This is a genomic window from Metabacillus sp. 22489 (genome assembly GCF_052044855.1).
In the GTDB taxonomy this organism is placed as follows: Bacteria; Bacillota; Bacilli; order Bacillales; family Bacillaceae; genus Metabacillus; species Metabacillus niabensis.
Map to the genome: position 1 here is coordinate 12,994 of NZ_JBQENT010000043.1, position 26,566 is coordinate 39,559.

At 37.1% G+C, this 26,566-nt stretch carries 21 protein-coding genes; 18 read left to right on the forward strand and 3 right to left on the reverse strand.

The annotated features are described in order from the left end of the window. Window positions 1-146: 146 nt before the first annotated feature. From ACTJJ9_RS20420 to ACTJJ9_RS20490, 15 genes are all read left to right on the forward strand, one after another. Window positions 147-647, forward strand: coding sequence for a YjdJ family protein (locus ACTJJ9_RS20420; protein ID WP_186324186.1), 501 nt, complete (start codon window positions 147-149; stop codon window positions 645-647). A gap of 101 nt (window positions 648-748) precedes the next feature. Then, window positions 749-1,504 (forward strand): class I SAM-dependent methyltransferase, encoded by a 756-nt coding sequence (locus ACTJJ9_RS20425; RefSeq protein WP_186324187.1) that lies wholly within the window; start codon window positions 749-751, stop codon window positions 1,502-1,504. A gap of 271 nt (window positions 1,505-1,775) precedes the next feature. Then, complete coding sequence (gene fdhF, locus ACTJJ9_RS20430) at window positions 1,776-4,763, forward strand: formate dehydrogenase subunit alpha (protein WP_145581702.1); 2,988 nt, start codon at window positions 1,776-1,778, stop codon at window positions 4,761-4,763. Then, window positions 4,735-5,226, forward strand: coding sequence for a DUF1641 domain-containing protein (locus tag ACTJJ9_RS20435; RefSeq protein WP_145581703.1), 492 nt, complete (start codon window positions 4,735-4,737; stop codon window positions 5,224-5,226). Before fdhF ends, ACTJJ9_RS20435 begins: the two co-directional genes overlap by 29 nt. 22 nt (window positions 5,227-5,248) lie before the next feature. Then, entirely contained in the window at window positions 5,249-5,482 is a 234-nt protein-coding gene (locus tag ACTJJ9_RS20440) for a heavy-metal-associated domain-containing protein (RefSeq protein ID WP_095299417.1), read from the forward strand. 11 nt (window positions 5,483-5,493) lie between these two features. Beyond that, window positions 5,494-5,622 carry a hypothetical protein gene (locus ACTJJ9_RS20445; RefSeq protein WP_255451863.1) on the forward strand — a complete coding sequence of 43 codons (129 nt, stop codon included), beginning with the start codon at window positions 5,494-5,496 and terminating at the stop codon, window positions 5,620-5,622. Window positions 5,623-6,087: 465 nt separating this feature from the next. Then, window positions 6,088-7,905, forward strand: coding sequence for a methyl-accepting chemotaxis protein (locus ACTJJ9_RS20450; RefSeq protein ID WP_255451864.1), 1,818 nt, complete (start codon window positions 6,088-6,090; stop codon window positions 7,903-7,905). Between the two features lie 613 nt (window positions 7,906-8,518). Next, a complete protein-coding gene (locus ACTJJ9_RS20455) occupies window positions 8,519-9,226 on the forward strand; it encodes a response regulator transcription factor (protein WP_145581704.1) in 708 nt (235 codons plus the stop codon). Further along, complete coding sequence (locus tag ACTJJ9_RS20460; protein ID WP_145581705.1) at window positions 9,223-10,224, forward strand: sensor histidine kinase; 1,002 nt, start codon at window positions 9,223-9,225, stop codon at window positions 10,222-10,224. Before ACTJJ9_RS20455 ends, ACTJJ9_RS20460 begins: the two co-directional genes overlap by 4 nt. Before the next feature lie 92 nt (window positions 10,225-10,316). After that, on the forward strand, window positions 10,317-11,081 hold the full coding sequence (locus ACTJJ9_RS20465) for an ABC transporter ATP-binding protein (RefSeq protein WP_095299421.1): 765 nt from the start codon (window positions 10,317-10,319) through the stop codon (window positions 11,079-11,081). Beyond that, entirely contained in the window at window positions 11,056-12,927 is a 1,872-nt protein-coding gene (locus ACTJJ9_RS20470) for an ABC transporter permease (protein ID WP_145581706.1), read from the forward strand. Before ACTJJ9_RS20465 ends, ACTJJ9_RS20470 begins: the two co-directional genes overlap by 26 nt. Before the next feature lie 243 nt (window positions 12,928-13,170). Further along, window positions 13,171-14,124 (forward strand): ROK family protein, encoded by a 954-nt coding sequence (locus tag ACTJJ9_RS20475; RefSeq protein ID WP_145581723.1) that lies wholly within the window; start codon window positions 13,171-13,173, stop codon window positions 14,122-14,124. Window positions 14,125-14,151: 27 nt separating this feature from the next. After that, window positions 14,152-15,339 carry an MFS transporter gene (locus tag ACTJJ9_RS20480; protein ID WP_145581707.1) on the forward strand — a complete coding sequence of 396 codons (1,188 nt, stop codon included), beginning with the start codon at window positions 14,152-14,154 and terminating at the stop codon, window positions 15,337-15,339. A gap of 160 nt (window positions 15,340-15,499) precedes the next feature. Then, on the forward strand, window positions 15,500-16,030 hold the full coding sequence (locus ACTJJ9_RS20485) for a sigma-70 family RNA polymerase sigma factor (protein ID WP_145581708.1): 531 nt from the start codon (window positions 15,500-15,502) through the stop codon (window positions 16,028-16,030). Next, window positions 16,027-17,316, forward strand: coding sequence for a DUF4179 domain-containing protein (locus tag ACTJJ9_RS20490; protein WP_145581709.1), 1,290 nt, complete (start codon window positions 16,027-16,029; stop codon window positions 17,314-17,316). The genes ACTJJ9_RS20485 and ACTJJ9_RS20490 overlap by 4 nt, the downstream gene beginning before the upstream one ends. A 213-nt stretch (window positions 17,317-17,529) precedes the next feature. On the opposite strand, the gene ACTJJ9_RS20495 is transcribed toward ACTJJ9_RS20490, so the two are convergent. Both ACTJJ9_RS20495 and ACTJJ9_RS20500 read right to left on the reverse strand, forming a co-directional pair. Next, a complete protein-coding gene (locus tag ACTJJ9_RS20495) occupies window positions 17,530-18,441 on the reverse strand; it encodes a DMT family transporter (protein ID WP_145581710.1) in 912 nt (303 codons plus the stop codon). Next, complete coding sequence (locus ACTJJ9_RS20500) at window positions 18,438-19,397, reverse strand: proline dehydrogenase family protein (protein WP_145581711.1); 960 nt, start codon at window positions 19,395-19,397, stop codon at window positions 18,438-18,440. Before ACTJJ9_RS20500 ends, ACTJJ9_RS20495 begins: the two co-directional genes overlap by 4 nt. 115 nt (window positions 19,398-19,512) lie before the next feature. Here ACTJJ9_RS20500 and pdxR point away from each other — a divergent pair, with 115 nt between their 5' ends. Further along, the gene (gene pdxR, locus ACTJJ9_RS20505) at window positions 19,513-20,907 is read left to right on the forward strand and encodes a MocR-like pyridoxine biosynthesis transcription factor PdxR (protein ID WP_145581712.1); all 1,395 of its coding nucleotides are present in this window, start codon (window positions 19,513-19,515) and stop codon (window positions 20,905-20,907) included. Between the two features lie 262 nt (window positions 20,908-21,169). Continuing rightward, window positions 21,170-21,502: a hypothetical protein gene (locus ACTJJ9_RS20510; RefSeq protein ID WP_095299429.1), complete on the forward strand. Its 333-nt coding sequence runs from the start codon at window positions 21,170-21,172 to the stop codon at window positions 21,500-21,502. Between the two features lie 139 nt (window positions 21,503-21,641). Here ACTJJ9_RS20510 and ACTJJ9_RS20515 read toward each other — a convergent pair whose 3' ends face one another. After that, on the reverse strand, window positions 21,642-24,014 hold the full coding sequence (locus ACTJJ9_RS20515) for an immune inhibitor A domain-containing protein (protein ID WP_145581724.1): 2,373 nt from the start codon (window positions 24,012-24,014) through the stop codon (window positions 21,642-21,644). Window positions 24,015-24,589: 575 nt separating this feature from the next. Between ACTJJ9_RS20515 and ACTJJ9_RS20520 the strand changes: the two genes are divergently transcribed. After that, window positions 24,590-26,512, forward strand: a complete 1,923-nt coding sequence (locus ACTJJ9_RS20520) for a BglG family transcription antiterminator (protein ID WP_255451865.1) — start codon at window positions 24,590-24,592, stop codon at window positions 26,510-26,512. Window positions 26,513-26,566: the final 54 nt, after the last annotated feature.

The window sequence follows — 26,566 nt, forward strand, 5'->3', positions numbered from 1 at the left end:
TAAGTTTTATAGACTTAGATGATAAAATAATTGTAATAATATTACAGAAATGGTACAAATAAAATTGTTAGAAAAAGGAACTTTGTTCGATGGGATTCGTCTTATTAAGAAGAATATAAATGCAAATAGAATCGAGGGATTTGAGCGTGTTGTTAAGTAAATGGACTCAATTAGGAACAGCTTTTCTTTTATTCCTTATCTCAACTGCTGCAGCTTGGTATGAAGGTAGTCAGATTTTAGATAATCCATGGGAATGGAAATATTCAGCAATATTTTCTCGGATGATGAACGGTTCGGTGGAACAAGCAAATGATATATTACCTATTGATCATGTTGTATACGCAGCAAAGTTTCTACCGCTATTCCCGCTCATGATGTTTTTTAGTGGTATGTACATTATCGTTTTATTAAGCTCTATACTATTCAGGCGTAATGGCATGTTCACGGTGCTTTTAACTAGTCTTGGGCTGCTTCTTCTTTGTGGGAGTTCTGTAATAGCAAATTCGCCAACAGTAGGATTAAAAAGCTTCCACTATTGCTTTTTACTACTTGGCTTGGCAATGCTTAGTTATGTTGCAGCAACCAAATTTATAAAACCCCACTTTACTAAATTTAATGAAAATATGTTAAACGAAGATGAAAAATGAACAGAAAAGAACATGATACATAACAATTTTTCGTATCACAAAGAGGTCCTCCAAATAGACAAATTTTTATAACGTTAACAATAAATTTGGAGGGAATCATAATGGAACATTCATTTCGTGCTTTTATTAAACAGGCTGATGAACCATTTGTCGGCTGGGATTTTTCGTATATTACAGATTCAGGCAGAATGAGAAGTGAGCCATTGCCATGGTCATATGGAAGTATGGCTATTCGAGCGATTCAACAGGCATCATCTATGTTAGATATGGGAACAGGTGGTGGAGAGTTTTTAGAATCGTTAAGACCTTTTCCACCTTCCGTTTATGCAACAGAAAGCTATTTGCCTAATGTAACAATTGCAAAAGCTCGTTTAACACCATTAGGAGTAAAGGTGGTTCAGATAGAAGAGGATAATAGGCTTCCATTTCAGACAGGACAGTTTGACCTTATTCTGAATCAACATGAATCCTTTTCAGCGAAGGAAGTAAGAAGGATTCTCAAAAACGATGGAATGTTTTTAACGCAACAGGTTGGTGGTCTTGACTGTAAAGGGATAAATGAGATGTTAGGTGTCTCGATTAACCATGAATATGCTGATTGGAGCTTAAAAGCAGCTTTAAAAGAGTTAAAGACATATAATTTTGAAGTGATAAAAGCTTGTGAGGATTATCCAACACAGCGGTTTTATGATGTTGGCGCATTGGTTTATTATTTAAAAGCCATTCCTTGGCAAGTCCCTAATTTTGATGTTGAAGCCTTCCTACCTAGTTTATATAAGATTCATCAGAAAGTTGAGCAAAAGGGTTATATTGATTTTACACAGCATCGCTTTATGGTGCTGGCAAAAGCGAAATAGTTCATGTGAAAGGCCTTCCTAGTCGGAAGGTCTTTTTGTTATTGCTTTTTAAAGGGTGATTGGTGCAGAAAGTGAGCACTGCATCATTAATAAAACAACCGCTAATAAAAAGCAACAGAGCTTAGAAATAAGTCATTCGTTATATCATGGATTCCATTTATTTTGTATTAATGAGTATAAAGACAGAGAGACAAGGAGAATTTGAGTATATCAGTTAAAAAATAGTGAAAAATAGTATTAGAAAATAAACATTAGAAGGAGGCATGAATCTTTGAAAACATTCTCGATTGAAATAAACGGGAAGACATATGAGGCCAGCTCTGAGCAATCGATCTTTGAAATTGCGAAAAATCATAGTGACTTATACATACCTGGAATTTGTTCATATCAGCCACAGGTTGGAGTTGGTGTATTGCAAACATGTGATACCTGTATGGTTGAGATAAATGGAGAGTTAAAAAGAGCTTGTGCAACAAAGGCAGAGCCAGAAATGAAGGTTAATACAAATTCACAAAAAACACAAGCTGCGCAGCATGAAGCGATGTCGCGAATTTTAAAAAATCACGAGCTTTATTGTACGGTTTGTGATAATAACAATGGGAATTGTGAAGTACATAATACCGCAGAGCATCTCGGCATAGAGCATCAAAAATATCCATTTGAACCAAAACCATACCCTGCAGACAACTCACATCCAATGTATCGCTATGAACCGGACCAATGTATTTTATGTGGAATGTGTGTGGAAGCATGTCAGGATGTTCAAGTGAGTGAAGTGTTAAGTATTGATTGGGAACGGGAACGCCCAAGGGTGATTTGGGATAATGATGTCCCGATAAACGAATCATCATGTGTATCATGTGGCCATTGTGTAACGGTTTGCCCTTGTAATGCATTAATGGAAAAATCGATGCTTGGAAAAGCAGGCTATATGACAGGGATTCCAAAGGATATTCTTGAACCGATGATTGACCTTACAAAAGAGGTAGAGCCAGGCTACAAAGAGATATTTACAATATCAAATATTGAAGCAACGATGCGGGAGGATAGGGTTAAACGAACTAAAACTGTTTGTACCTACTGTGGAGTTGGCTGCAGCTTTGAGGTTTGGACAAAGGATCGGGATATTTTAAAAATACAGCCACAAGCTGAAGCACCAGTGAATGGAATTTCTACGTGTGTGAAGGGGAAATTCGGCTGGGACTTTGTTAATAGTGAGGACCGTCTGACGAAGCCGCTTATCCGTCAGGGAGATATGTTTGTTGAAGCTACTTGGGAGGAAGCAATTGCTCTTGTTGCATCAAAGCTTAAAACGACAATGGATGAGCATGGTCCTGAATCATTAGGGTTTATTGCCTCGTCAAAATGTACAAATGAAGAAAACTATCTTTTCCAGAAGTTAGCCCGTTCAATATTCAAGACGAATAATGTTGACAATTGCTCACGGTATTGTCAATCACCTGCAACAACAGGCTTAATGCGGACGGTTGGCTATGGTGGTGATTCTGGAACGATGAAGGATATTGCAAGTTCTGACCTCGTCTTTGTTATTGGGGCTAACCCCGCTGAATCACATCCTGTGCTTGCAACTCGGGTGAAGCGCGCTCATAAGCATCATGGACAAAAAATTGTTGTTGCTGATATACGTGAGCATGAGCTGGCACAAATGGCTGATTTTAAAATCCATCCAAACCCTGGTAGTGATTTAGTCATGTTAAATGCGATAACGAAATATATTATCGAACAGGGGTGGCAGGATCAAGAATTTTTACAAAAACGGGTAAAAGGCTATGAGGAATATGTTTCATCATTAGATAAATTCACTCTCGAATATGCAGAGGAAAAAACAGGTGTTAGCAAGGAAGAGCTTATTCAGCTCGCAACAATGATTCATGAGGCAAAAACGGTCTGTATTCTTTGGGCAATGGGTGTTACTCAACATATGGGTGGATCTGATACAAGTACAGCGATTTCGAATCTTTTATTAGTGACAGGAAATTATGCAAAGCCAGGTTGTGGTGCTTATCCATTGCGTGGGCATAACAATGTTCAAGGGGCATGTGACTTTGGAACAATGCCTGCATGGTTGCCAGGCTATGAGCCAGTTGAAAATGATAAGGTAAGAGCTCGTTATGAAAAAAAATGGGGGACAGAAATCCCGAAAAAGCCTGGCTTAAATAACCACCAAATTGTAGAGGCAATTATGGATGGAAAGGTAAAGGCAATGTATTTATTCGGTGAAGAAATGGGGCTAGTAGACTCAAACATTAATTATGTAGAAAATGCGTTTGAAAAGCTTGATTTCTTCGTTGTTCAGGACATCTTCCTTTCAAAAACGGCGAAGTATGCAGATGTTGTTCTTCCAGCTTCACCAAGCCTAGAAAAGGAAGGAACGTTTACAAATACTGAACGCCGAATTCAACGGCTTTACCAAGTATTTGAGCCACTTGGTGATAGTAAGCCTGATTGGGTGATTTTTCAAGAAATTGCAAATGCACTAGGGGCAAATTGGAATTATGCACATCCAGGTGAAATTATGGCAGAGGCTGCTAGTCTTGCGCCAATCTTTGCAGGAGTAAGCTATGAACGCCTTGAAAACTGGAATAGTCTCGTATGGCCAGTTGCTGCTGATGGAACAGACACACCGCTTCTTTATGAAGATAAGTTCGGCTTCCCAGATGGCTTAGCGCGTCTCTTTCCTGTTGAATGGACGGAGCCGCTTGAGGTTGGAGAAGAGTATGATTTGCATTTAAATAACGGACGGATGCTTGAGCATTTCCATGAAGGCAATATGACGTATCGCGTCGAAGGGATTGCGAAAAAGGTTCCAGATCCTTGGCTTGAGGTGTCTCCTGAGCTAGCAAAGGAAAGAGGGATAAAGACAGGAGCATTGGTGAAATTAATTTCTCCGTATGGTGAAGTAAAGATTAGAGTTTGGGTAACTGATCTTGTAAAAGGAAAACAACTTTATTTACCGATGAATACACGAAGTGATGAGTCGGCAGTGAACAAATTAACAAGTAGCTATCACGATAAAATTACACATACACCTAACTACAAAGAGATGCACGTCAAGATGGAGGTGCTCGAGGCTGAAGGTCCTTCACCGATCATTAAGGAAAACTATCGCTTTGGTAATCGTCAGCCACATATTGGTGTAGAGGTTGAGAAAAAATGGAATCGCCGTGATTTCATACAAATCCCTGAGATGATGGAAAGTGAGGGAACAGATGATGGCCAAGCCTATTCATCACATTGAAAAAAGGGTACCGACGAAAGCGGAGGAACAGGCTGAAGCAATAGGTGAAATTATCTCGTTAATCGCAAATAATCGCGAGGCAATAACAACTAGCCTGGAAATCCTTCAAGAGCTGCATAGCGCAGGTGTGTTAGATGCGGTGAAGGGATTATTAAAAACGCGTGAAAAGGTTGGTGTCCTTGCTATGGGACAATTAAATCAACCGAACATGCACAACACGATCAAAAATGCAATTAACATGGTAAAGCTCGTTGGTGAAATGGACCCAGAAAAGGTAAATACATTGATGAGTGCTGTTATGAGCGGCTTAGACCAAATGGGTGAACAAGACGGCAAGGTAAGCAAATGGAGGCTCATTAAATCAATGAATGATCCGGATGTTCTTGCCTCTATCGCAACCATGACAGGCTTCCTCCAAGGGATGGGCAAGGAATTTAATACGAATCAAAAGTCGTTTCATTAACGTAGACAAAGGGGTGTTAAAGATGGTAGTGAAAAAAACGATTTCCCTAAAAGATATGAACACACCAGAGGATGCGAAAAGAGTAAGTGAAACGTTACATGATGTGTGGGGAATTCGCAATGTCGAGATTCAGCTCGATAAGGGTGAAGCAACGATTTCCTATGATGAAAAGGCAGCCTCCATCCAAGACTTTCACCAGGCAATTGTTGATAGCGGCTTTGAAGTGAGGAATGAAGAAGGACCAATTAAACAATAAGAGGTGATAGTATGCCGAAAATTTGTGAGGTTTGCGGAAGAACAGAGGAACACCAGGAGGAAGAGGCGTATGACATCTATGGTGTTTGCGATAATTGTATGAATGACAGGTATGTTGATGTTGAAGAGCCGGAAGAATAATCGCTCAATAATAGTTGCTTAATCTAAAAATAAAGGTGATGGAAAAATAATGAAGTTTTCCGTTGCCTTTTCTTTTTATATATTCGAGTAAGTCTTGTGAATTTTAGGATAAAAATACGAATTTGGAGAAATATTTTAGTTGTTATTATAACAACAAGTGTATAGAGAAAAGATGTACAAGCATGAATCAGGTTCATACTCCCTAATTAACCACTTTATATAAAGATTTTAACCTCTTAAGGTCATCATATGGAAACACAATAAAGGTTTTCCGCCGCGCAAAATTTCATTAGGAAGTTATACTCGATTTCAAGTTTGGAGACATACAAATAGTTCTAGATAACTACTGTTGATCTCTGAAAAATAAGTAAATTGCCATATTGACGAGGTATTCATTCTTAACACTAGCTTAATATTTAAATGTTATAATGAGTCAAAATTACACGAGATTTGGAGGGCTCAGTTTTGGAACAGAAATGGGCGAACCACTTAAAAAATAGACTCATACATAAGATAAAGCATAAATCGAAAAAGCCTGGAAAGACAAAGAAAACTGAAAGGGAAAATCTATCAGCACCTAATCGGCTTTTGGATAAAGTATTTGCAAACGTTAACTTGCAAAGCCGATTATTATTTTTATTTATTTTTTTATTAGTCGTTTCCATTACAATTGTAGGAATTAGTTCCTATTTAAAGGCAAGAGATACGACAATTGAGACGATTGAAAATCGTATAAGTCGTGAATCAGAGGTTATGGCATATGTTGCTAAAAACTTAAAGTTTTTATATGTAAGTGATGACTCCTATTTTATGCAGCAATTAGAGATTAGCATTCGTGATCAGCAACGCCAGTTAGAAACAGATGGAATTAAAGCACATATATTCTATTATACAGAAGAAGAAATCAAACCATTTAAAGTAAGCAATAAAGCAAACATATCTTTCACAGACTCTTTTATAAAAAAGATACAAAGTGAAGATAAAGGTGTCTTTCAGCAAAAAATTAATGGTGAAGACTATACAATTTCCGTTTTAAAAGTGCCGGAAATTGATGGGAAGTCCCTATTGGTAGTTCCGACAGCATCTTATTTGGGACCAGTAAATGAAATGGCTAAATTTATGATCGTTGTAATGGCTGTTAGCATAATCGTTTCAACTCTTCTTATAATTTTGTTTGTTCGTAGTCTAACAAAACCTCTCAATGACCTGAGAAATGTTATGACAAAGGTACGTGAGGGGAATTTAAATGAAAAAGCTTTAATTAAAACAACGATTCCAGAGCTACAATCCCTAAAGTTGAGCTTTAATATGATGATTGAACAGATGAGAAACGTTATAAATGAAATAAATGAAACAACAACAGAGCTAGAAACAACTGGAGAAAAATTGAGTCATTCTTCTGAAGATGCACTGTCTTATAGCCGTCAGTTAATTGAAGCTATTAATGTCGTAAAGCATGGTGCTGAACAAACAGCAAGTAGCTCGGATAATAGTGTGCAGGGCTTCAGAGCAATGAAACAAAAAATACAACTGTTAATTTCGGGGATGGATACGGTATTTCAAAGCGCAGAAGATATGAATATATCTGCAGAGCGTGGAGAAAAGAACAATACATATTTAATTAATACAATCCACAGTTTTGAGCGAGAGTTTGAGCACATGACGTCAACGATTCAACAAGTAAAGGAGCATTCATCCTCCATAACAAATCTTGTAGGCTTAATTAAAGGTGTCGCTGATCAAACGAAGTTATTGGCCCTGAATGCAACAATCGAAGCAGCAAGAGCAGGAGAAGCGGGAAAAGGATTTGCAGTTGTTGCGAACGAGGTCCGTAAACTTGCAGAACAATCCTCGTCTGCTACTGTAGATATCTCAAAATCAATTATTGAAATGGAAGATGTAACGATTCGAGCTACAAATGAATTTGACGATATGCTTATGAAAATTAGAAGCTACCTAGAAACGGCAAACGATTCAAAAGCATCCTTTGATGAATTAATGAATGAAATTGATACGGTTAGTAAAAAGCTTCAAGGAATGCAAGGAGAGCTTCAAAGTTTAAAACAGATTTTGCCGGACCTAGAAGAAGAAACATTAAGCTTTGCATCAATCTCACAAGAAACCCTTGCCAGTACAGAACAAATGCTTTCTACAAGTAATATTCAAATAAAGCAAATGGAAAGCACTCATGAAATTGGTTTACAATTAAAAGGGTTATCCAATTCATTATATAGCACTTCGAAACAATTTAGTGTGAGCTTAAATAATGACAAGGCTGTCTAAGAAGTCAGAAAATTGACTTTTCTCCCCTTTATATGTCTAGCCCGAAGATTATGATTGAAAGTAAAGGGTCTAAATAACTGACAAATGAACGTTGGACGAGGTATTAGATTCTCTTCAAATAATAATCTAAAAAAATACAAAAGCAAGCGAAGAAAATGCACTATTTTTTTCGCTTGCTTTATCTTTAGCCCTTTATTGGATACTTCTTATTTATCTTAATATTCTTACTACACTAATTTTAGATAACCACGACCTTAAACTCCCTTTTAAAACGTCAAAACTCGTATAGTACATTTTCTGCAATCGTCTATACAGTGCCAAATCAGATTAACATAGTAAGTGGTTAAATTGAATATTGGTTACAACAGTTGTGCAATTTTAAATAACGGCATAACCACCAATTAAAATAATGACAATGGCGAGCATTCCAAAGATAACTATTTTCATTGCTAATCTCCTTTTTCAAAGACTGTTACTTCATTGTATAAATCAGTTTAGTCTTAAGAAATTGAATAGCCTTACATTTTTCTTACAATTTTGTAAGGTTGTGGAGATAGCCTTTTTTAATGATCTATTATATGGCATAATTTTGACAGATAAAGGAGTGAGAGTGATGCAAAGGATATTAATTATTGAGGATGATCCGAAAATTGCGGAGCATTTACAATCATACATAAATAAATATGGATACGAGGCGAATGTTGTTACTAATTTTGAACATGTGATGAAGGACTTTCAAGCATTTAATCCTGATCTCGTTCTTTTAGATATTAATTTACCAAGCTTTGATGGCTATTATTGGTGTCGGCAAATTCGTAAGGAATCAATTTGTCCTGTTATTTTCATATCAGCACGTGTCGGTGAAATGGATCAAGTGATGGCGCTGGAAAATGGCGGTGACGATTTTATTACGAAGCCCTTCCATCCGGAAATAGTTATGGCAAAGATTCGCAGTCAGCTTCGTCGAGCTTATGGGGAATATGCTGCACATGTTGAGGAGCGCGTATTAGAAACAGAAGGCTTAAAGCTATATCCCGAAAGGCTAGAGCTATCGTTTCATGAAGAAACAGTTACACTCACAAAAAAGGAGTCTGATATTATCGAAAGCTTAATTGAACGATATCCACGTGTTGCGGGACGTGAGGATTTGCTTGAAAAATTATGGGATGACCAAATGTATGTTGATGAAAACACCTTGAACGTTAACATTACCCGAGTGCGAAAGAAATTTGAAGCAGTAGGAATTAAAGGGGCAGTTGAAACGGTTAGAGGAGCAGGCTATCGATTGAATATTTCCTGGTCAAAGGCTGAGCAGCAATGAAGCTATTTTTAAAGGAGCATGCTCTTCTTATTGTTGTTCAAATCATTCAATTTTTTGTGATTTTATCAATCTATTTTCTTGATGGTTACGATCGTCTATTACCTGCACTTTACGCGGTGTTTCTCGGTTTCTTTTTTCTTGGTGGATATTTAATTTATCATTATTATAGCCGGCGGCTTTTTTACAAACGGCTCAGTAATGAGCTTGAATCCTTGGATCAATCTCTCCAAAAAACAGAACAAACCCCTATTTCTGAGGCGCTTGATCATCTTTTGAAAAATCAATACAAGCATTATCAGGAGCAAATTAAAAGATTAGAGTCACGACAGGCTGAGCATTTGAAGTTTATGGATCAATGGGTCCATCAAATGAAAACACCGATCTCTGTCATCGAGTTAATTGCACAAAACTTAGATGAACCGGATTCATCGAATATTCGCGAGGAAACGGATCGGATGAAAACAGGGTTAAATACGATTCTTTATATGGCAAGATTGCGGACGATTGAACAGGATTTTCATATTAAACCCGTTAACCTTACAAAGCTTGTAAGTGAAGTGAATCGTGAAAATAAACGCTTCTATATCAGAAATCAGGTATATCCAAATTTTTCACAGGAAAAGGATGGGGTTACGGTAGAGACTGATGAGAAATGGTTGTTTTTTAGCCTTTCACAGCTTATTAATAATGCTGTTAAGTATTCGAAAGGAAAAGGTAAGACAATTAATATTTCAATTTATGAAAAAGCTGGAGAAGCTATTTTAGAGGTAAAGGATTATGGAGTAGGTATACCTGAAACGGATAAGCGTCGTGTCTTTAACCCGTTTTATACGGGAGAAAATGGGCGGAAATTCAGAGAATCAACGGGAATGGGCCTCTACTTGACGAAAGAGGCTATAGAGCATCTTGGTCATCGTATTGAACTCGAATCAAAGGTCGATGAGGGGTCAACATTTAGAATTATTTTTACTGCTACACAAAACCTTACATCTGTGTAAGGAAAGTGAAAGAAAAATCGATTTTTCACTAATCAAATAGAGGATATACTAGTCACAAGTTAAAGAAACTTGAATTGAAGGGAGAACTTGTGATGCTGAACGTAAAACAAGTAAGTAAGGTTTATGAAGGTAACATTGCCTATCGTGCGTTAACGGATATAGATTTAACAATTGATGAAGGTGAATTTGTCGGGATAATGGGGCCGTCAGGAAGCGGGAAAACGACGTTGCTCAATATGATCGCAACAATTGATGAGCCAACGACAGGGCAAATTTTAATTAATGGAAATAACCCACATAAATTAAAGAAAGAGGAATTAGCAAAATTTAGACGGCGTGAGCTAGGCTTCGTGTTCCAGGACTTTAATTTACTCCATACGTTAACCGTCGAGGAAAATATCGTTCTTCCGTTAACATTGGATGGGAAAAAAGTGAAGGAAATGAAGCAAAAGGCAAATGAAATTGCTGAAAAGCTTGGAATTAGCGGAATTATGAAAAAGCGTACCTACGAAATTTCAGGGGGACAAGCACAAAGAGCAGCCGTTGCAAGAGCTATGATTCATAGACCAAAGCTATTATTAGCTGATGAACCGACAGGAAATCTTGACTCAAAATCCTCAAAGGATGTTATGGAAATGCTCGAGGACATTAATAAAAAGGAACGGACAACAATGATGCTTGTAACTCATGATGCGCAAGCTGCAAGCTATTGCAACAGGGTTGTCTTTATTCGTGATGGAAAGTTCTATTCCGAAATCCATCGTGGGGATAATCGCCAAGCCTTTTTCCAAAAGATAATTGATACACTTTCTTTACTGGGAGGGGATGCACATGACCTTTCGTCAGTTCGCGTTTAATAATGTAATTCGAAATAAAAGGTTGTATGCTGCATACTTTCTTAGTAGCCTTTTTACCGTTATGGTTTTCTTTACATTTTCAATTTTCGCCTTTCATCCGGGATTAAGCGGAAGTGATATGAATTCAAATGTGACACAAGGGATGAATATTTCGGCAGGAATCATCTATGTCTTTTCCTTCTTTTTCGTTCTTTATTCGATGAGCTCGTTTTTACAATCACGGAAAAGAGAATTTGGGCTATTGATGATTCAAGGGATGTCAATGAAACAAATCCGCCTAATGGTGTTTTTAGAAAATATGCTAATCGGTTTATTTGCTACAATTGGTGGGATTTTACTAGGTATTGTGTTTGCAAAAGGAATTTTGTTAGTTGCCGAAAATGTATTGATTATTGAAAGCTCGCTGCCATTTTATTTTCCAACACAAGCGATCATGATGACATTTGTTTCATTTATCGTCTTGTTTTTCTTTATTTCACTATTTGTTACGTATGTACTACGTAGTAAAAAGCTTATTGAACTCATTAAAGCGAATAAAATTTCAAAGGGAGAACCAAAAGCAAATCTATTCTTAACATTGCTAGCTGTTCTGTTACTTGGATCGGGGTACGCAGTAGCGTTAATCGTGAAAGGAATTACCGTTGTGATGGCGATGCTGCCAGTTATCATAGTTGTCAGCATCGGAACATATTTGTTATTTACCCAATTAAGTGTTTACATTATTCGGAGATTGAGAAAGAAGGAACATATTTTTTGGTTCAAAACAAATATGCTGCTTTTTTCTGATTTAGCCTTTCGAATGAAGGATAATGCCCGGACATTTTTTATGGTTGCAATGGTTTCGACTGTAGCATTTTGTGCGATTGGATCATTATTTGGATTTCAGACAGTTCTTACCTCTAGCGTTAAACATGTAAATGCAACGACATTTTCTTATAAAACCGTTGATAAGGAAGCAGAGAAGCAAAATGTAGAGTTTATCAATCAAACATTACAAGAAGAAAAGATTAAAGCAGATTCTGAGCATACGAACATGACCTACTATGAAATCGCGAACGATTCGATTTTGATAACAAAGGAATCTGATTTTAATCGCTTCGCCTCATTAATTGGGGAAAAGCAAGTGAAGGTGAAGGATGGACAGATTATTGTTGTTGATTTCCAAGGAACGAATCTTGGTCAACAAACACAGATGTTAAATGAGACGATTAAGTTGAAATCAGGTGTTACATTAAAGCCAAATGAAGATGAGGTCATTACATCGAGAGCGTTACCTGCAATGAGTTCGTATTTTATTGTTTCAGACCATGATTATGAGCTGCTTCCTAAGCCAATAGATGCAGAGAGCTTTTATGCTTGGCAAGTAACTGATGGTGAAGAGGGAATTATGGCTGCATCTGAAAAGCTATATGATAAGTTAGAACGATATGAAATGACGTCTGTCGAGTACGAAATGTATGAAATTATGAAATTTTACGGCCCGATTTTATTCATCGGATTATTTATCGGTATCGTCTTCTTTGTTTCAGCAGGAAGCTTCCTTTATTTCCGTTTATACATGGATTTAGATGAAGATAAGCAAAAATTCTCATCCATTTCTAAAATGGGATTAACGGATAAGGAGCTAAAAAAGGTTTTAAACAGACAAACAGCGATTCTCTTTTTCGCTCCAATCATCGTAGCGCTTGTCCATGGAGCAATTGCATTAACTGCATTATCGAATTTGTTTGCCTTTAATTTATTCAAAGAATCTGTTATCGTATTGGGTGTTTTCCTACTCATCCAAATCATCTACTTCTTCGTTGTACGCTTCTACTATACGAAACAGATTAAAGCTGCAATTTAATTCAATAAAGTAATTTTTTAAGAGGGTCAGACTTGGGGTTTGACCCTCTTAGTTATTAGTAGAGAAAATAAGTTTATTAAAGACGGCAGGTTTTTATTAATATAGGATAATTTTTACTAAGATCTTCTAAAATGGAGTTGCACATGGTATATTTATATCGACTTATTAAAATCGTTTAAAAAGTGTTGTAATGTTTTTTAAGAAAGGTGAGGAAAATTGACTGTAAATCATAAATCAACCGCAATGCTTCATCAAATTCGTGTAGCGCTTTTGGCGTTAGGAAGTGCGACAAAAGGTGAATTATGTGAAAAGGTTGGCATTAGTTTTCCGACGATTACAAAGCTAATTGACCAAATGGAGAAATCAGGTGAGGTGACAAATTTAGGCTTTGATGAATCAAGTGGAGGACGTCCAGCACAGCGCTATTTATATAATCCGGATTATATGCTAGGGTTAGCGATATTTTTAGAACGTAATGAAACGGTTTTTACCGTGTTTAACTGTCTAGGTGAGGTGAAAAAGCAAGGTACTTATAAGAGTGTGCTAGGCGAGGATTTGTCTTTATTAAAAGGCTTGATCACAGATATTTTGAGTGCGTTTCCTAGTATTTGTTCGATTGCCTTTGGAGTACCAGGTGCTGTAGAAAATGGGAAGATTTTTTATATTCCCGATTATTCAGGGTTTCACGATGTTGACTTACAAGCTGTCATAGAAGCGGAATTTTCGCTTTCGGTCGTTGTCGAAAATGATATGAATGCTGCTGTTCTAGGTTACCACCATCGAAATGATATGGAGAAGAAGCAATCAAGTGTTTATATCCTTGCGGGAAATAACGGTCCTGGTGCGGGATTGTTTGTAAATGGCGATGTTGTCCGAGGCAAATCGTTTTTTACAGGAGAGGTTTCCTTTACACCGATTGGAGGGGAGAAAACCTTTTATGAAGCACTCCAAGGTGAAACGCGGGAACAGGAAGAAGCAATTAGTCGACTTGTTGCAATGATGACAGTGATGATTAATCCGCACACAATTATTTTTAATAAGGAAGAGATGGAGCAGTCAATGCTTGAACGAATAAACATGCTTGCTGCAAGCTTTGTGCCAAAGGAGCATCTTCCGGATTTAAAGACAAGTGATTGGAAAGAGGATTATTTGCATGGCTTGAAATTTTTAGCAGTTGAAAGAATGCTTAGACAATAAATTTGTATAAGAGAGAGGGAAGCTAGCTTGGCAACATTATTATTAGTCATTATTTATTTAGCGTTTATAAGCTTAGGTTTGCCAGATTCCTTATTAGGGTCGGCATGGCCTGTTATGCAGTCTGACTTTGGAAAGTCTCTGGATACAGCAGGGTATCTTTATATGATTATCTCAGCAGGAACAATTTTGTCGAGCTTAGTTTCAGGAAGGCTAAATGACCTGCTAGGTACCGGGAAGGTTATGGTCATTAGTGTCCTGTTAACCGCTGGTGCATTGTTAGGCTTTTCGTTTGCACCTTCGTTTATTTGGCTTGTCATTTGTGCAATTCCGTTAGGGCTTGGTGGTGGGGCTGTCGATGCAGCATTAAACAACTATGTAGCTCTCCATTATAAGGCAAGTCATATGAGCTGGCTCCATTGCTTTTGGGGTGTTGGAGCAAGCATTGGACCGATTATTATGTCCTTTTATATTAGTCATCAAGGCTCTTGGGAGAAGGGCTATTTTACAATTTCTATGCTTCAAATTGGACTAACAATCATTTTATTTTTGAGCCTGCCATTATGGGCAAAGGTAGCGAAAATGACTGGAAATACAGCCGCTGTCTCAGAAACTGCCACTTCGATTGAAGAAAATCCAAAAGCAGCAAAACCATTGAAAATAAAGGGAGTGAAGTTTGCGCTTCTAACTTTTTTATTCTACTGTGGCGTGGAAGCAACAATGGGACTATGGGGAAGTAGTTATTTAGTTAATAGTAAAGGAATGTCTGCAGCTGTTGCGGCACAATGGGTTTCTTTATTTTATGCTGGAATAACTATTGGAAGACTTGTAACGGGCTTTATTACGATGAAGGTAAATAATACACTTTTAATTCGCATCGGACAATGTATCATTATCTTTGGTGGGATCTTGTTAGTTCTTCCATTACCAAATATTGTATCGTTACTAGGATTTATCGCAATAGGGTTAGGCTGTGCCCCGATTTATCCATGTATGATTCATGAAACGCCTAGCCGTTTTGGGAGATCAAACTCTCAAGCAATTATCGGATATCAAATGGCGGTCGCTTATGTTGGCTCGACCTTCCTTCCACCGTTATTTGGATTAATTGCAAACTATATTTCGATTCATCTGTTCTCGTTCGTCATTCTCGTACTTGCACTTTGTATGTTATTTGCAGCTGAGAAGGTGAATGGGGTTATGAAGCTGCGAGCGTAATAGAAAATAGCACTCTATTTTATGACAAAAGGTGTCTATAAAGCTGATTATCAGTTTTGAGGCTCCTTTTTCTATTTTTAAAGAATTATATAAATTTATTTCGGGAAAAAATGAACTTTTTTTACCTATCGTTACTCTTATAAGCAAGAGAGGTGAAAGCATGAATGTTATACGACTTGTAAAAAGAGCGAAAAAGGGAAATAAAGATGCATTACTCGAATTAATTATGGCTGAAAAAGCAGAATATTATAGACTTGCTTTCACCTACATGGGTAATTCGCATGATGCGATGGATGCACTGGAGGATATGATTGTAAAGGTTTATGAGAAAATTGACCAGCTAAAAAAGGATGATGCATTTTATAGCTGGAGTAAAACGATATTAGTGAATAGTTGTAAAGAATTGCTTCGTAAGCAAAAAAGGCTGGTGCTAATTGATAATTGGCAGGTCATCGGAAATGAATCGGTAAGTAGTCAACCGTTTATTAAAAATGAACAGCAAATCGATATCCAAGAGATGCTACTACATTTGAATGAACATCAAAAGGAAGCAATTCAATTAAAATATTTCCATGATTATGACTACAAAACGATAGCTATGTTAACTAATACATCAGTTGGTACTGTGAAATCAAGAGTTTTTCAGGGACTTAGAAGACTGAGAGATTACTATGGAGGTGATGAAGGGTGACAAAAATTGAGAAGCAGTTAGAAATTGAAAAAAAACGGCTGGATTCATTAAAGGTGCCAGAGGAATTGGAGGATAGATTACGAAATGCCCTTCATTCAGCGGCTCCTAAAAATACTAATCGAAGACTTACTAACTGGATGATAGCGGTGGTCTGCTTATTTACTATCCTAACGATTGGGTATCATTTTGATGCTCTCGCCTACTATAGTAAAAAAATTCTCGGGTTCGATGCTGTCATGTCAGGGACATTACAACGATTAAATGAAGATGGAATGGGACAAATCATCGAAAAAAAACTTGTTCTCGAAGACGGGACAGAGCTCTTGATTAATGGGATTATGACGGATGCGAATCAGTTGGTTATGTATTATACATTATCTAATCCAAACGGTCTCGATCAATCGGAGGAGCTTTTCAGTCCTAAAAGCATTACTGGGTTTTTAACGAATTCAGAAATTGAAAGTGGGACATCGATTATCAACGAGGAAAAAACAGAAATAAAAGGCACAATGTCATTTGAACCTGTTAATCCTTTTGCAAAAAAGTTAACACTCCATATTAGTCAGCGTTTAAAGCATAATCAGGTGAAAGAGGATTCAGTTACGTTTCCTTTTCATCCTAATAAAGCGATGCAAACAGAAATAAAACAGCCTATAAAGAAGACAGTAAAGGTTGATAAGGGTACGATAACCTTCAATAAAATTACTGCATCACCGACAATAACTGTAATTGAAGGTAGACTAAATGTTGAGAATTTTGATCGAGTGGATCTTTCGTTAAATGGCGTCGAATTATTTGCAAACGGAAAGCCTATCGAATTGTTAAGCAGTGGAAGCCATTCATCTTTAAATGGACAAAAATTTGAGCTTCAATATGATGCTTTACCGGATCAGGTTGAGTCTTTGATTCTTAATGTGCAACAGTTTGCTGGCTATGAAAGGTTGGATAAAGAGTTTTCTCTAAATAATATGAAGGAAGCTCCTTATTTACTAAATAAGAAGAAGCTTTGGATGAAAAAGCTTAGCATGACCTCTGAAGGTGTTCAGATAACGATTGTGACTGAACAAGATGTAATGTTAGATGGGGTGTCAGTAAAAACAAAAAATGAAATGATACCTTTAAATACGACAGTAAATGAAGTCAATAAGACATTACCTGATGGAACAGAGGGAAAGGAAAGAACTTTGCTATTTAATACGGATTCAAGGCCTGAGGCATTATTCATTGAGGGAATTCATTACATGAAATCATACGGGTATGAAATTGATATACCTGTTGATAAGTAATTAAAGTTATTAAATGATAGGACGAGTGACAGCTGATAGCTTGGCTGCTTTTCCTTACTTCCTATTAGTCTTTTGGAGGACTGCATGGGGAGCCTATAAGGTATGCATGACTTGACGTATTACCTAAAAGAATAGTTTTCAACGCCAATAAAATTAAGTTTTTAGAATTCAATTTCCATTATAAAAAAGTCTCAAAAACAATTGTTTTTGAGACTAACAATTAGTTCTATTTAATTTCTTCGCAGGCTGCTTATTACTCAAAAGGATAGCTGTTAAGGTGAAACTAATTCCTATAAAGTGAAAGAAAGAGATTTTTTCACCTAAAATAAGTACTGAAAGAATGACACTGCTAATTGGTAGTACCCCTGTCAATACTCCAACTGTACTTGCTGGAACTTTAGACACCCCTTGGTACATGAGAATAAAAGCAATAACAGTTACAACAATACCGAAATATAATATTAATCCCCACTCAGCCATTGTTACTCCTTCAAAGTTAAACTTAGCCCCCTCATAAAGGGAAAGCGGTAAAAATAAAATAGTACCTAAAACACTTACAATTGTTGAAATTGCAAGAGGACTAACCCGTTGTGAAACAAACTTCCCTAATATAATAAATAATGCTTCACAAATCACAGCACCGAAAATGAGGAGATTTCCAAAGATAGGTGAGGAACCACGTTCAATATCCGAAGCAGAGCCGACAACATTGATGATAAGCGTCCCTAAAACGGCAAGCAGAATACCGACACTAACACTTTTAGTTAATTTTTCCTTTAAGAAAAGGAAAGCTAGACCTCCAGTAACGGCTGGAATTGTACTTGTAATGATTCCGGCATCAATGGCTGTAGTGAAGGTCAGTCCGTATAACATAAAAATACTATACAAAAAGACGCCAAATAATCCTTGTAAAAACAGAATCAGCATTTCCCTCTTCTGAATCGAAGAAAACCCCTCGATACGAATGAGTATTGGGATCATAATAATGGTCGCGACTAGAAATCGTAATTCAGAAGCTAAAAACACAGGAAAACTTTGCGCAAGCAGTTTACCGGCTACGACTGAACTACCTACAATAATCATAGCTAGAATCACTTTAACACTTGCAACGAAATGCTCATTCAATATGCTTTACTTCTTTCTGTTAAAGCTGGAACAATGATTTCGGTTATGGCACGATATAAATTTTCTGGATGCTCAGCGATTCGATGACATAAATACAAGTACCAGTCTTTTCCGTATGGCAAGTATATTTTACAATTATACCCTTTGCCTTTTAAAGCCTTTAACAAATCCGGACGTATTCCGTAGAGCATTTCTATTTCTAAATTTTGATGAGGAAAATACCCACGTTGCTCCATTTCTTTTATTAAAGTTTCATCATGTGTAGCTACTGATACTGGGTGGTTAGCTTCTATTAATTGTTCAACAAAATGAAGATAACGGTTACTTAATTCGTTTGATCTTGGTATAGCATCTTTAGAAGATTCCTGATAGGCTCCCTTAACAATTCGAATCCTTCCAGGTAAATGTACTAGATTCTGAATATCATTGTTTGAGCGAAGTAAATGTGTTTGGATTGTGATTCCGATATTATCGTATTGCGAAGTTGCCTTTTTATAAATAGTGAGGATTTCATCTGTTTTCGATGATTCTTCCATACCGATCATAACTGTCATCTTGTTTAACTTTGCTGCCTTGGCTATTTCAAGCAAATGGAGGTGAGCTGTTTCTGCATCAAAGGATAATCCAATATGTGATAAATCAAGCGAAACAGTTTGTTGCATTGAGAGTGAACTCATTTCCTCCATTAGATGTAAATACTCGTTTTTTTCTTTTTGACATTCCTTTAGGTCTATTGTATTTTCCCCTATGTAGTCTAATGAAATGAGATACCCTTTTGTGATTAATTCTTTTGCAGCTGCAATTGCCTCCTGTCTATGTTCTCCTATGACAAATCGTTTTGCTGCCTTTAATAATAAGGGGTACAGTTCATTGGATTGTTGAATGTAGGATTTCATTTGCTCGTTTCGTGCAATTGTTTTAAGAGCTCGTGTGAATTGAACTTTATCGTTCGTCATCTTTATACATCTCCTTTTCCTATTTGAAGTAACCATATCATGGTAAAATAGTTTGTATTAGTACCACTTATTGTTATTTTTGCTAGTACCAATTATGTTAAGGGGAGCATGTAGGATGCTTTGGATACCTATTGACCGATCATTGGATATACCATTAATTAGGCAGGTCTATCAACAAATCCGGGAACGAATTTTAAATGGTGACTTACAATCTGAAGAAAAGCTTCCTTCGACACGCGAACTTGCTTTTGAGTTAAAGGTGTCTAGGAATGTGATTCTAGAAGCGTATGACCAACTAATAGCCGAAGGGTTTTTAGTAACACGTAGAGGTTCAGGGACATTTGTTGCAAAAGGAACCTTTTTAGAGAAAAGGGTGGTACCAAATCATGCTTTAAATTGGCGTGAGAATAAAACGGATGATGCGAACATCATCGACTTTCGTTCGGGGTTACCAGCCCTGGATTTATTTCCACGCAAAACATGGGCAAAATTGTCTCATGCTATTTGGAATGATACATCGCATTCAATGTTTGGTTATGATCTTCCAGAAGGGCGCCCGGAACTAAGAAAAGCTCTAGCACGTTATTTACTGAAAACTCGAGGAGTAGCTTGTCATCCTGAACAAATTGTCATTACTTCTGGTGCAACTCAAGCTTTAACACTTGTATCTAGATTGCTTTTATCACCGAACGATACGGTAATAATGGAGGATCCTATTACAAACGATATTCAAACGATTTTTAAAACTACGGGTGCTACCATTTTTCCAATACCTGTAGATGAATATGGAATAAAAACAGCATTGCTACCAGAAAATAAAAAACCGAAGCTCATCTTTATTACTCCTTCTCATCAGTTTCCTTTAGGTGGAACGTTGCCGATACAACGACGGATTCAATTGATTCAATATTCAAGAAAAACGAATTGCTATCTTGTTGAGGATGATTATGATAGTGAGTTTCGATATGAAGGTCCACCTGTAAGTTCGCTACAGGGCTTGGAGCCTGAACGTGTATTATATGTTGGCTCGTTTAGTAAAATTCTATCACCGGCTCTAAGAATAGGATATTTAGTTCTTCCTTTACAGCTTATTGAAGAAAGTCGCAGGCTTAAATGGTTTTCCGATTTACATACCCCTTCTGTAGAACAGCTTATCCTTGCTCGGTTTATTGATGAAGGTTATTTGGAACGACATATAACAAGGATGAAGAAGGTTTATAAAAAGCGAAGAGATTATCTCATGCACTGTATAAAAACAACATTTTCCAACGAGGTACAAGTTTTCGGTTATTCGACAGGATTGCACTTAATTGTTGAAGTGACAAACTTCCATTTTTCAAAAGAGAAGCTTAAACAGATTGAACAATGTGGAGTAAAGGTATATCAAGTTGAAGAGCATACAATTGAAAAAGATAAACATCAAAATCAACTTATTTTGGGATATGGTCATCTGAACCAAGAGGAAATAAAAGAAGGTATAGCAAGACTGCATGAAGCTTTATATAAATGATGAATTTCATTAGCGGTGCTTGTTCCTTTTACTTTTCTAATAGTTTCTTAACCGACATAGGTTCCTTGTTTAGGCAGTAATAAGTTAAGTTGTTTTGAACTTAATAGTTTAAATGTAAGTTGTTAGGCTTTTTTTGTCACAAATCCACTGCCTTAATCGTTTATTTAGGTGGTTCTTTATTAAAGGAGTGGTCTTACGATGAATAACATTGCTAATCCACATTTTGGTGGAGTTAGCAGAGTAAAGGAGAGGAGGTAGGCTTATGGACTGCTGCTGTAAAAGCGGGAAAACATCTGAAATAAAAATTGAAGGTGATGTTAGCGCAGATCCAATTTGGTGTAAGAACTGTGGGTGTAATCTTGATTTAGATGAAAGTCCAGTATCAGCTGAGCTAAAAGACAAACTATCCAGATGGGCATTAACATATGGAAAATGGATTGATTGGAACAAAGGTAGTCTCCTTGCGAATGGACTTGAGCTAGAAAAGGAATTTAATCAAGTGGGGCTGCTTTTAACAGAAGAGGTAAAGCATGAATTAAAGGATCAATATAATGTAACCTATTCGCCATCATCTAGTTCTCGCTATTATCTATGATAATGATCTAGTTAAATAGAGAACAAGAAAGAAAAACTCACTGCCATCCTTTTTTCATAAATTGGATAGCAGTGAGTTTTTTAATTACCCCATGTTGTTAGAAAAGTATCCCCTTGAGTGATGCTCTTTGTCAATGTTTTTATTTGTGAATCCAAACTGCTCCTGCAGAATTATCCTTAGCTTCACCGATGACTTCAAATTTTAAGCCAAGATTTGGGACAATTCGACCAGCGTCTGGAATATCGTTATTGATATATGTCATGGAGTCATCAAATACTTTATTGCCTTTTAAACTAGTAAACTCGTATGCTCCTCGTGTTGGAGAGAAAACAGAGAATGCCGGTGTTTTATCAAGTGAAAACGCAGCATCTGCCACTTGGTAGTTTGTGCTTTGATTAATCGTTTTTTGTCCATTTAGTAGTCCGAAGACTGCTTCAGGGTGTGAATCAACAACACCTAGGAAGCCTTCTCCTGGGTGAACGCCAACCCAGTTATCTGTAAAGCTATCATCCGCGTACCAAACGACTAGACCTGTGTTATATTTAGCACCGCGTGAGAAGGCTAACGCTTTGTCTGAACCAGCATAGTTCCGCCATTCAAGATAATAGTAGTTATTTGCTTTTGAATAACCGTTTGTTACAATAAATCCGTCCATTGTTACTTTTGGATCTGCCTCAGCATTATCTGTGAAAACTTCTTTACCGTCAGCTGTTACCGAGAGATTATCAAGGGCAAAGCCATTAGGAGCTAAGCCGCCATCCGTAACATATTCAAACACAAGCTTAACCTTTTGTCCTGCGAATGGACTTAAGTCATAAGACTTTTCAACCCATTGTCCGTTTGTTGTTTCCAAACCCTCTGCAGTATTTTCATCGCCAATGATATCAAGCTCAACTGACTTTCCATCACTCGTTACCGCATTTACGTAAACATAATCATAATCTGTTTCAACCTCGAACCATTGAAGTGCATTAAATTGTGCTGATGTTGCGTTTGTTAAATCAAATTCTGGTGTTTCTAATGTTGTATGAAGGTCATCGCCCTTTTGACTGTAATAATAGTTTTCGCCACCATTGTCAGCGGGCATAAATCCTTTAACATCTTTTTGTGGTAAGTTCACTTTTACAATCCCGGGATTGTTTGATTTCGTTACACTTTGATCGATGAAGGAGGCAACACCATTTTTCGTAATTTCCTCATAATCTACCTCAACGATATTAGCCCAGTTTCCGCCCATTACTGTTTGGAAGTACTCCTTGTTTTGTGGAGAAAAGCTTGTTGGGGCTGTTCCGGCAATATTACCATTCCAGCTTCCTCCACTCATAATCGACCAGGAAGCGACTGGTTCACCGTGACCTGTATATTGTGTATCATATTCATCAGGTAAGCCTAAATCATGTCCAAACTCATGGGCAAAAACACCAACAGCTCCATCTTCAGGCTGGATTGTATAGTCAAATGCACCGACGTTACCACCCCAGTAATCAACAGCAGCCTCAGATCCTGGGACAGGATAGACACCATTTAAAGTCCAACGGTGTGACCAAATCGCATCATCACCTAAAGCACCACCACCAGCTTCTTGTCCTGTTCCAGCATGGATGACCATTAGATGGTCGACAAGTCCGTCAGGTTCATTTTGATTGCCATCACCATCAAGATCGTATAAATCAAATTCATCGTATTCAGCTAAGTCGATACCGGAAGCAACCGCAGCATTTAACGCATCCTGTACAAGGTCACGCGGTCCTTTTGGATTTAAGTTATCATGACCTCCCGCGGGATCGTCATCCCCATATTCCTTCGCAGTACCTGGTACTGTTAACCATTCGCTAACCGTACCATCAACAGTATAGCTTCCGCCAGATTGCTCCTCGTAATATTGCTTAAAGGTTTTTACCTTTTCCCCGTTAAATAAGGTGAATTCCTCATCGCCAAACATAAGCTTTTCATAATGCTCACGGTTAAAGTCATCGGCATACATGTAGCCTTCTTCCTGCTCAACTTCATTGTGCTTTACATCGGAAAATTCCGTTAATAATACAAGCACTTTGTCGGTGCGGACCTCTCCGTTATAAGGAGCTTGCTTTGCAGCGTTTACTTTAACAGGGCCGTTTGGTTTACCTTTTTTATAATGTTCATGCCCTTTGTTAAGCTGTTTTGCGAGCTTGTCCTTTTGCTTTGTAAGGAAATCCTTCGTCTTTTTATCCATCATGATTTCATTTGCTTGCTTTTGCGAAACCTTACCAGGCTTGTCCCCTTGTTTTTCCTCTACATACGCCTTAACAGCATTTTCTACCTCAGAAGAAGTTGCCTTTTTTGAGATGATTCCTTTCTCCTTTAATGATTTAGCTAATCTTTCTTCCGGAATGATGTTCCAATCGATAGGAGCTGATTCAAGAACTGGGCTTGCAGCTTGTACATTAGAAGGACTCGAAATGTAAGGACCGAATAAGAGCCCGCCAATTACAACCGAGCTAGTTGTTAGCTTTAAGGTCTTCATCAAATCCATACTCTTTTTCCCTTTTCCTGATTTTCTCACATTAATCCCCCTTCATTTAGATAGAAGAATTTTGGAAGGAATCTTCTAAAATTTTTCTACTAAAAAATAATATAATTACATACCTATTATAATCTTTATATGAATATAATGAATAGTTCGATAATTTTATTTTCTGAAAATTAAAACAGGTTATATTTTCCTAATTTTATTCCTTATCTAGGTAATTTTGACGTGGCGATACACGGGAGAATAACCCTTTAAAAATCAATGGTTTTGTTATTTTTTCTTACAAATTATTTTCTTTTGATTAAAAAGAGAAGGTTTATAGTTTAAAGTTTTGCTAAAATGTCAGTAGGTAAAAAGTTATTGCTTTAAAGCTTTTATTTGTTGAAGGATATTATTTTACGAATATTCTCTTATGAAAGTACAATTGAACAAAGGAAGGCAATAGTATCATCTTGTGAAACGGATAAAAGCTACAGGAAAGTGTGAAACTAGCATAAATGCTTTTTTTGGTGAGTTTGCGGAGGGAAGCATCTTGCCATAAAATGATGTCATAATACAAAAGTTTGAGCAGGTGCATCATGAATAATAGACAGAAGGAATTACTTAGAATATTGCTCCTTCAAGTAGAAGGAGTACTACAAATAAAAGAACTATCGGAAAAGCTTGATTGTGCTGAAAAAACAGTGCGAAATGATTTAGACAAAATTGAAGAATTTCTCCTTAATTATGATAGTGGTAGCCTGATCCGAAAGCCTGGATTAGGTATTTCGATTCAAATTGATAAAGGGGAACGCTCGAAAATTTTGCAAAGTCTTTTTTCAAATGAGCCTAAGACAAATGAGGAACGACTTATTGAAATCGCATACCAGCTATTAACAAGCAATAAGCCAATAACATTACAGCATTTATCTCATCAGTACTATGTGCCAAAAGCAACGATCAAAAAGGATATTGAAACGATTGCGAAATGGCTTGGACGCTTTGATTTAGAGCTTGTATCAAAGCAGCGGCTTGGGAATGTCGTACAAGGAACAGAATTACAAAAAAGAAACGCTTTGGCTCATTTATCAGGGATTATTCCGTTTACCTCGAGCGAAAAGAATGTTGTACTCGATTTATTCCTACCTTACGAGATTATGACGGTAAAAAATGGATTAGAAATGATGCAACGGAAATTTTCAATTGCTTTTGCAGAGGGTGCACTTGATAGCTTGGTCGTTCATGCCCTTATTATGATAAAACGAATAAGACAAAGAGAACCGATATATGTACAAGCTGCAGAAAAGGAACAGGCACAGGAAAGAATAGAATTCCAATACGCCACTTGGTTTTTTGAACAGCTAGAGTCTGTGTTCAGTTTAGCCTTTCCAGAAGAGGAAAAGGTCTATTTTACATGGCATCTTATTAGCAGTAAGCGAATGGGAACGGAAAGAGATTATACCGTCACAAATGAGGATGAAGTAACGAGTATTGTCGATACTCTTGTTGCGAAAATTAGTAAGCTGACGCTATATCAATTTGATGCTGACGGACTTTTAAAAAACGGTCTCATCTTCCATTTGCATTCTGTTATTAATCGAGTGAAATTTGGTTTTCCAATAACCAATCCACTGCTATCGAATATTAAAAAAATGTATCCTTATATGTTTAACATGGTTATTTTAGCATTTGAAGAAATTAAGAAGATGTACCGTTTAGAAATCCCCGAGGATGAAGTCGCCTATATTGTCCTTCATTTTCAAGCCTCGATTGAGCGGATGGAAAATAGGAAGGAAAGCAAGGTAAAGGCACTTATTGTTTGTCATATGGGAATCGGGATGTCGCGTTTATTAGAAGCAAAAATCGAGCAGCAATATAAAAATATTGAAATAGTTGCTTGTATCGGCAAATCAGATATTTCATCCTATTTAAGTGTCCATCAGATTGACTTTATTATCTCGACTGTGCCACTTGAAAGTGAAGGTAAGGAGAATGTCATTATTTCGCCACTTTTCAGTCAAGAGGATAAGAAAAAACTAAGTCAATTTGTTAACATGATTGAACAAAAGGGACCGAAAGAAGCTGATTATCAGCTCTTTTCTACCTTTATGCTAGAGGAACTTGTCTGCTTTGGTGTTCAAAAGGATCATCGTTATGAAATTGTTGAAATGCTCGCAACTCTCCTTTATAAAAAAGGCTATGTCACAAAGGAGTTCATTCATAGTGCCGTAAATCGGGAGCGGAAATCGTCAACAGCAATTGGCGGAGGGATTGCTATTCCACATGGAAATCCACAGCTAATTCATAAGTCTGCAATAGCAATTGCGTTATTAAAGGAATCGCTTGAGTGGGAGAATGAAAGAGTATCAATCGTATTTATGCTAGCAATATCAAAGGAACATCAAATAGACATTCGCAAAGTAATTGGGAAAATTGCTTCACTTAGTGAAAATCCGTTATTAATTGAAGAGCTAAGTCGTACAAAGGATTACCAGATTTTTCTCCAGTTACTTGAAAAATGATGAAGATGTTCAAGCATAAGACGTTCCTTGTATGATGGAATAATGATTTTAATG

Coding starts and splice junctions, on each gene's coding strand:
- ACTJJ9_RS20460 (WP_145581705.1), top strand. CDS start 9,223: ATGAAGCTATTTTTAAAGGAGCATGCTCTTCTTATTGTTGTTCAAATC.
- ACTJJ9_RS20475 (WP_145581723.1), top strand. CDS start 13,171: ATGCTTCATCAAATTCGTGTAGCGCTTTTGGCGTTAGGAAGTGCGACA.
- ACTJJ9_RS20435 (WP_145581703.1), top strand. CDS start 4,735: ATGATGGCCAAGCCTATTCATCACATTGAAAAAAGGGTACCGACGAAA.
- ACTJJ9_RS20445 (WP_255451863.1), top strand. CDS start 5,494: ATGCCGAAAATTTGTGAGGTTTGCGGAAGAACAGAGGAACACCAGGAG.
- ACTJJ9_RS20515 (WP_145581724.1), bottom strand. CDS start 24,014: ATGGATTTGATGAAGACCTTAAAGCTAACAACTAGCTCGGTTGTAATT.
- ACTJJ9_RS20465 (WP_095299421.1), top strand. CDS start 10,317: ATGCTGAACGTAAAACAAGTAAGTAAGGTTTATGAAGGTAACATTGCC.
- ACTJJ9_RS20485 (WP_145581708.1), top strand. CDS start 15,500: ATGAATGTTATACGACTTGTAAAAAGAGCGAAAAAGGGAAATAAAGAT.
- ACTJJ9_RS20510 (WP_095299429.1), top strand. CDS start 21,170: ATGGACTGCTGCTGTAAAAGCGGGAAAACATCTGAAATAAAAATTGAA.
- ACTJJ9_RS20520 (WP_255451865.1), top strand. CDS start 24,590: ATGAATAATAGACAGAAGGAATTACTTAGAATATTGCTCCTTCAAGTA.
- ACTJJ9_RS20455 (WP_145581704.1), top strand. CDS start 8,519: ATGCAAAGGATATTAATTATTGAGGATGATCCGAAAATTGCGGAGCAT.
- ACTJJ9_RS20440 (WP_095299417.1), top strand. CDS start 5,249: ATGGTAGTGAAAAAAACGATTTCCCTAAAAGATATGAACACACCAGAG.
- pdxR (WP_145581712.1), top strand. CDS start 19,513: ATGCTTTGGATACCTATTGACCGATCATTGGATATACCATTAATTAGG.
- ACTJJ9_RS20470 (WP_145581706.1), top strand. CDS start 11,056: ATGACCTTTCGTCAGTTCGCGTTTAATAATGTAATTCGAAATAAAAGG.
- ACTJJ9_RS20500 (WP_145581711.1), bottom strand. CDS start 19,397: ATGACGAACGATAAAGTTCAATTCACACGAGCTCTTAAAACAATTGCA.
- ACTJJ9_RS20425 (WP_186324187.1), top strand. CDS start 749: ATGGAACATTCATTTCGTGCTTTTATTAAACAGGCTGATGAACCATTT.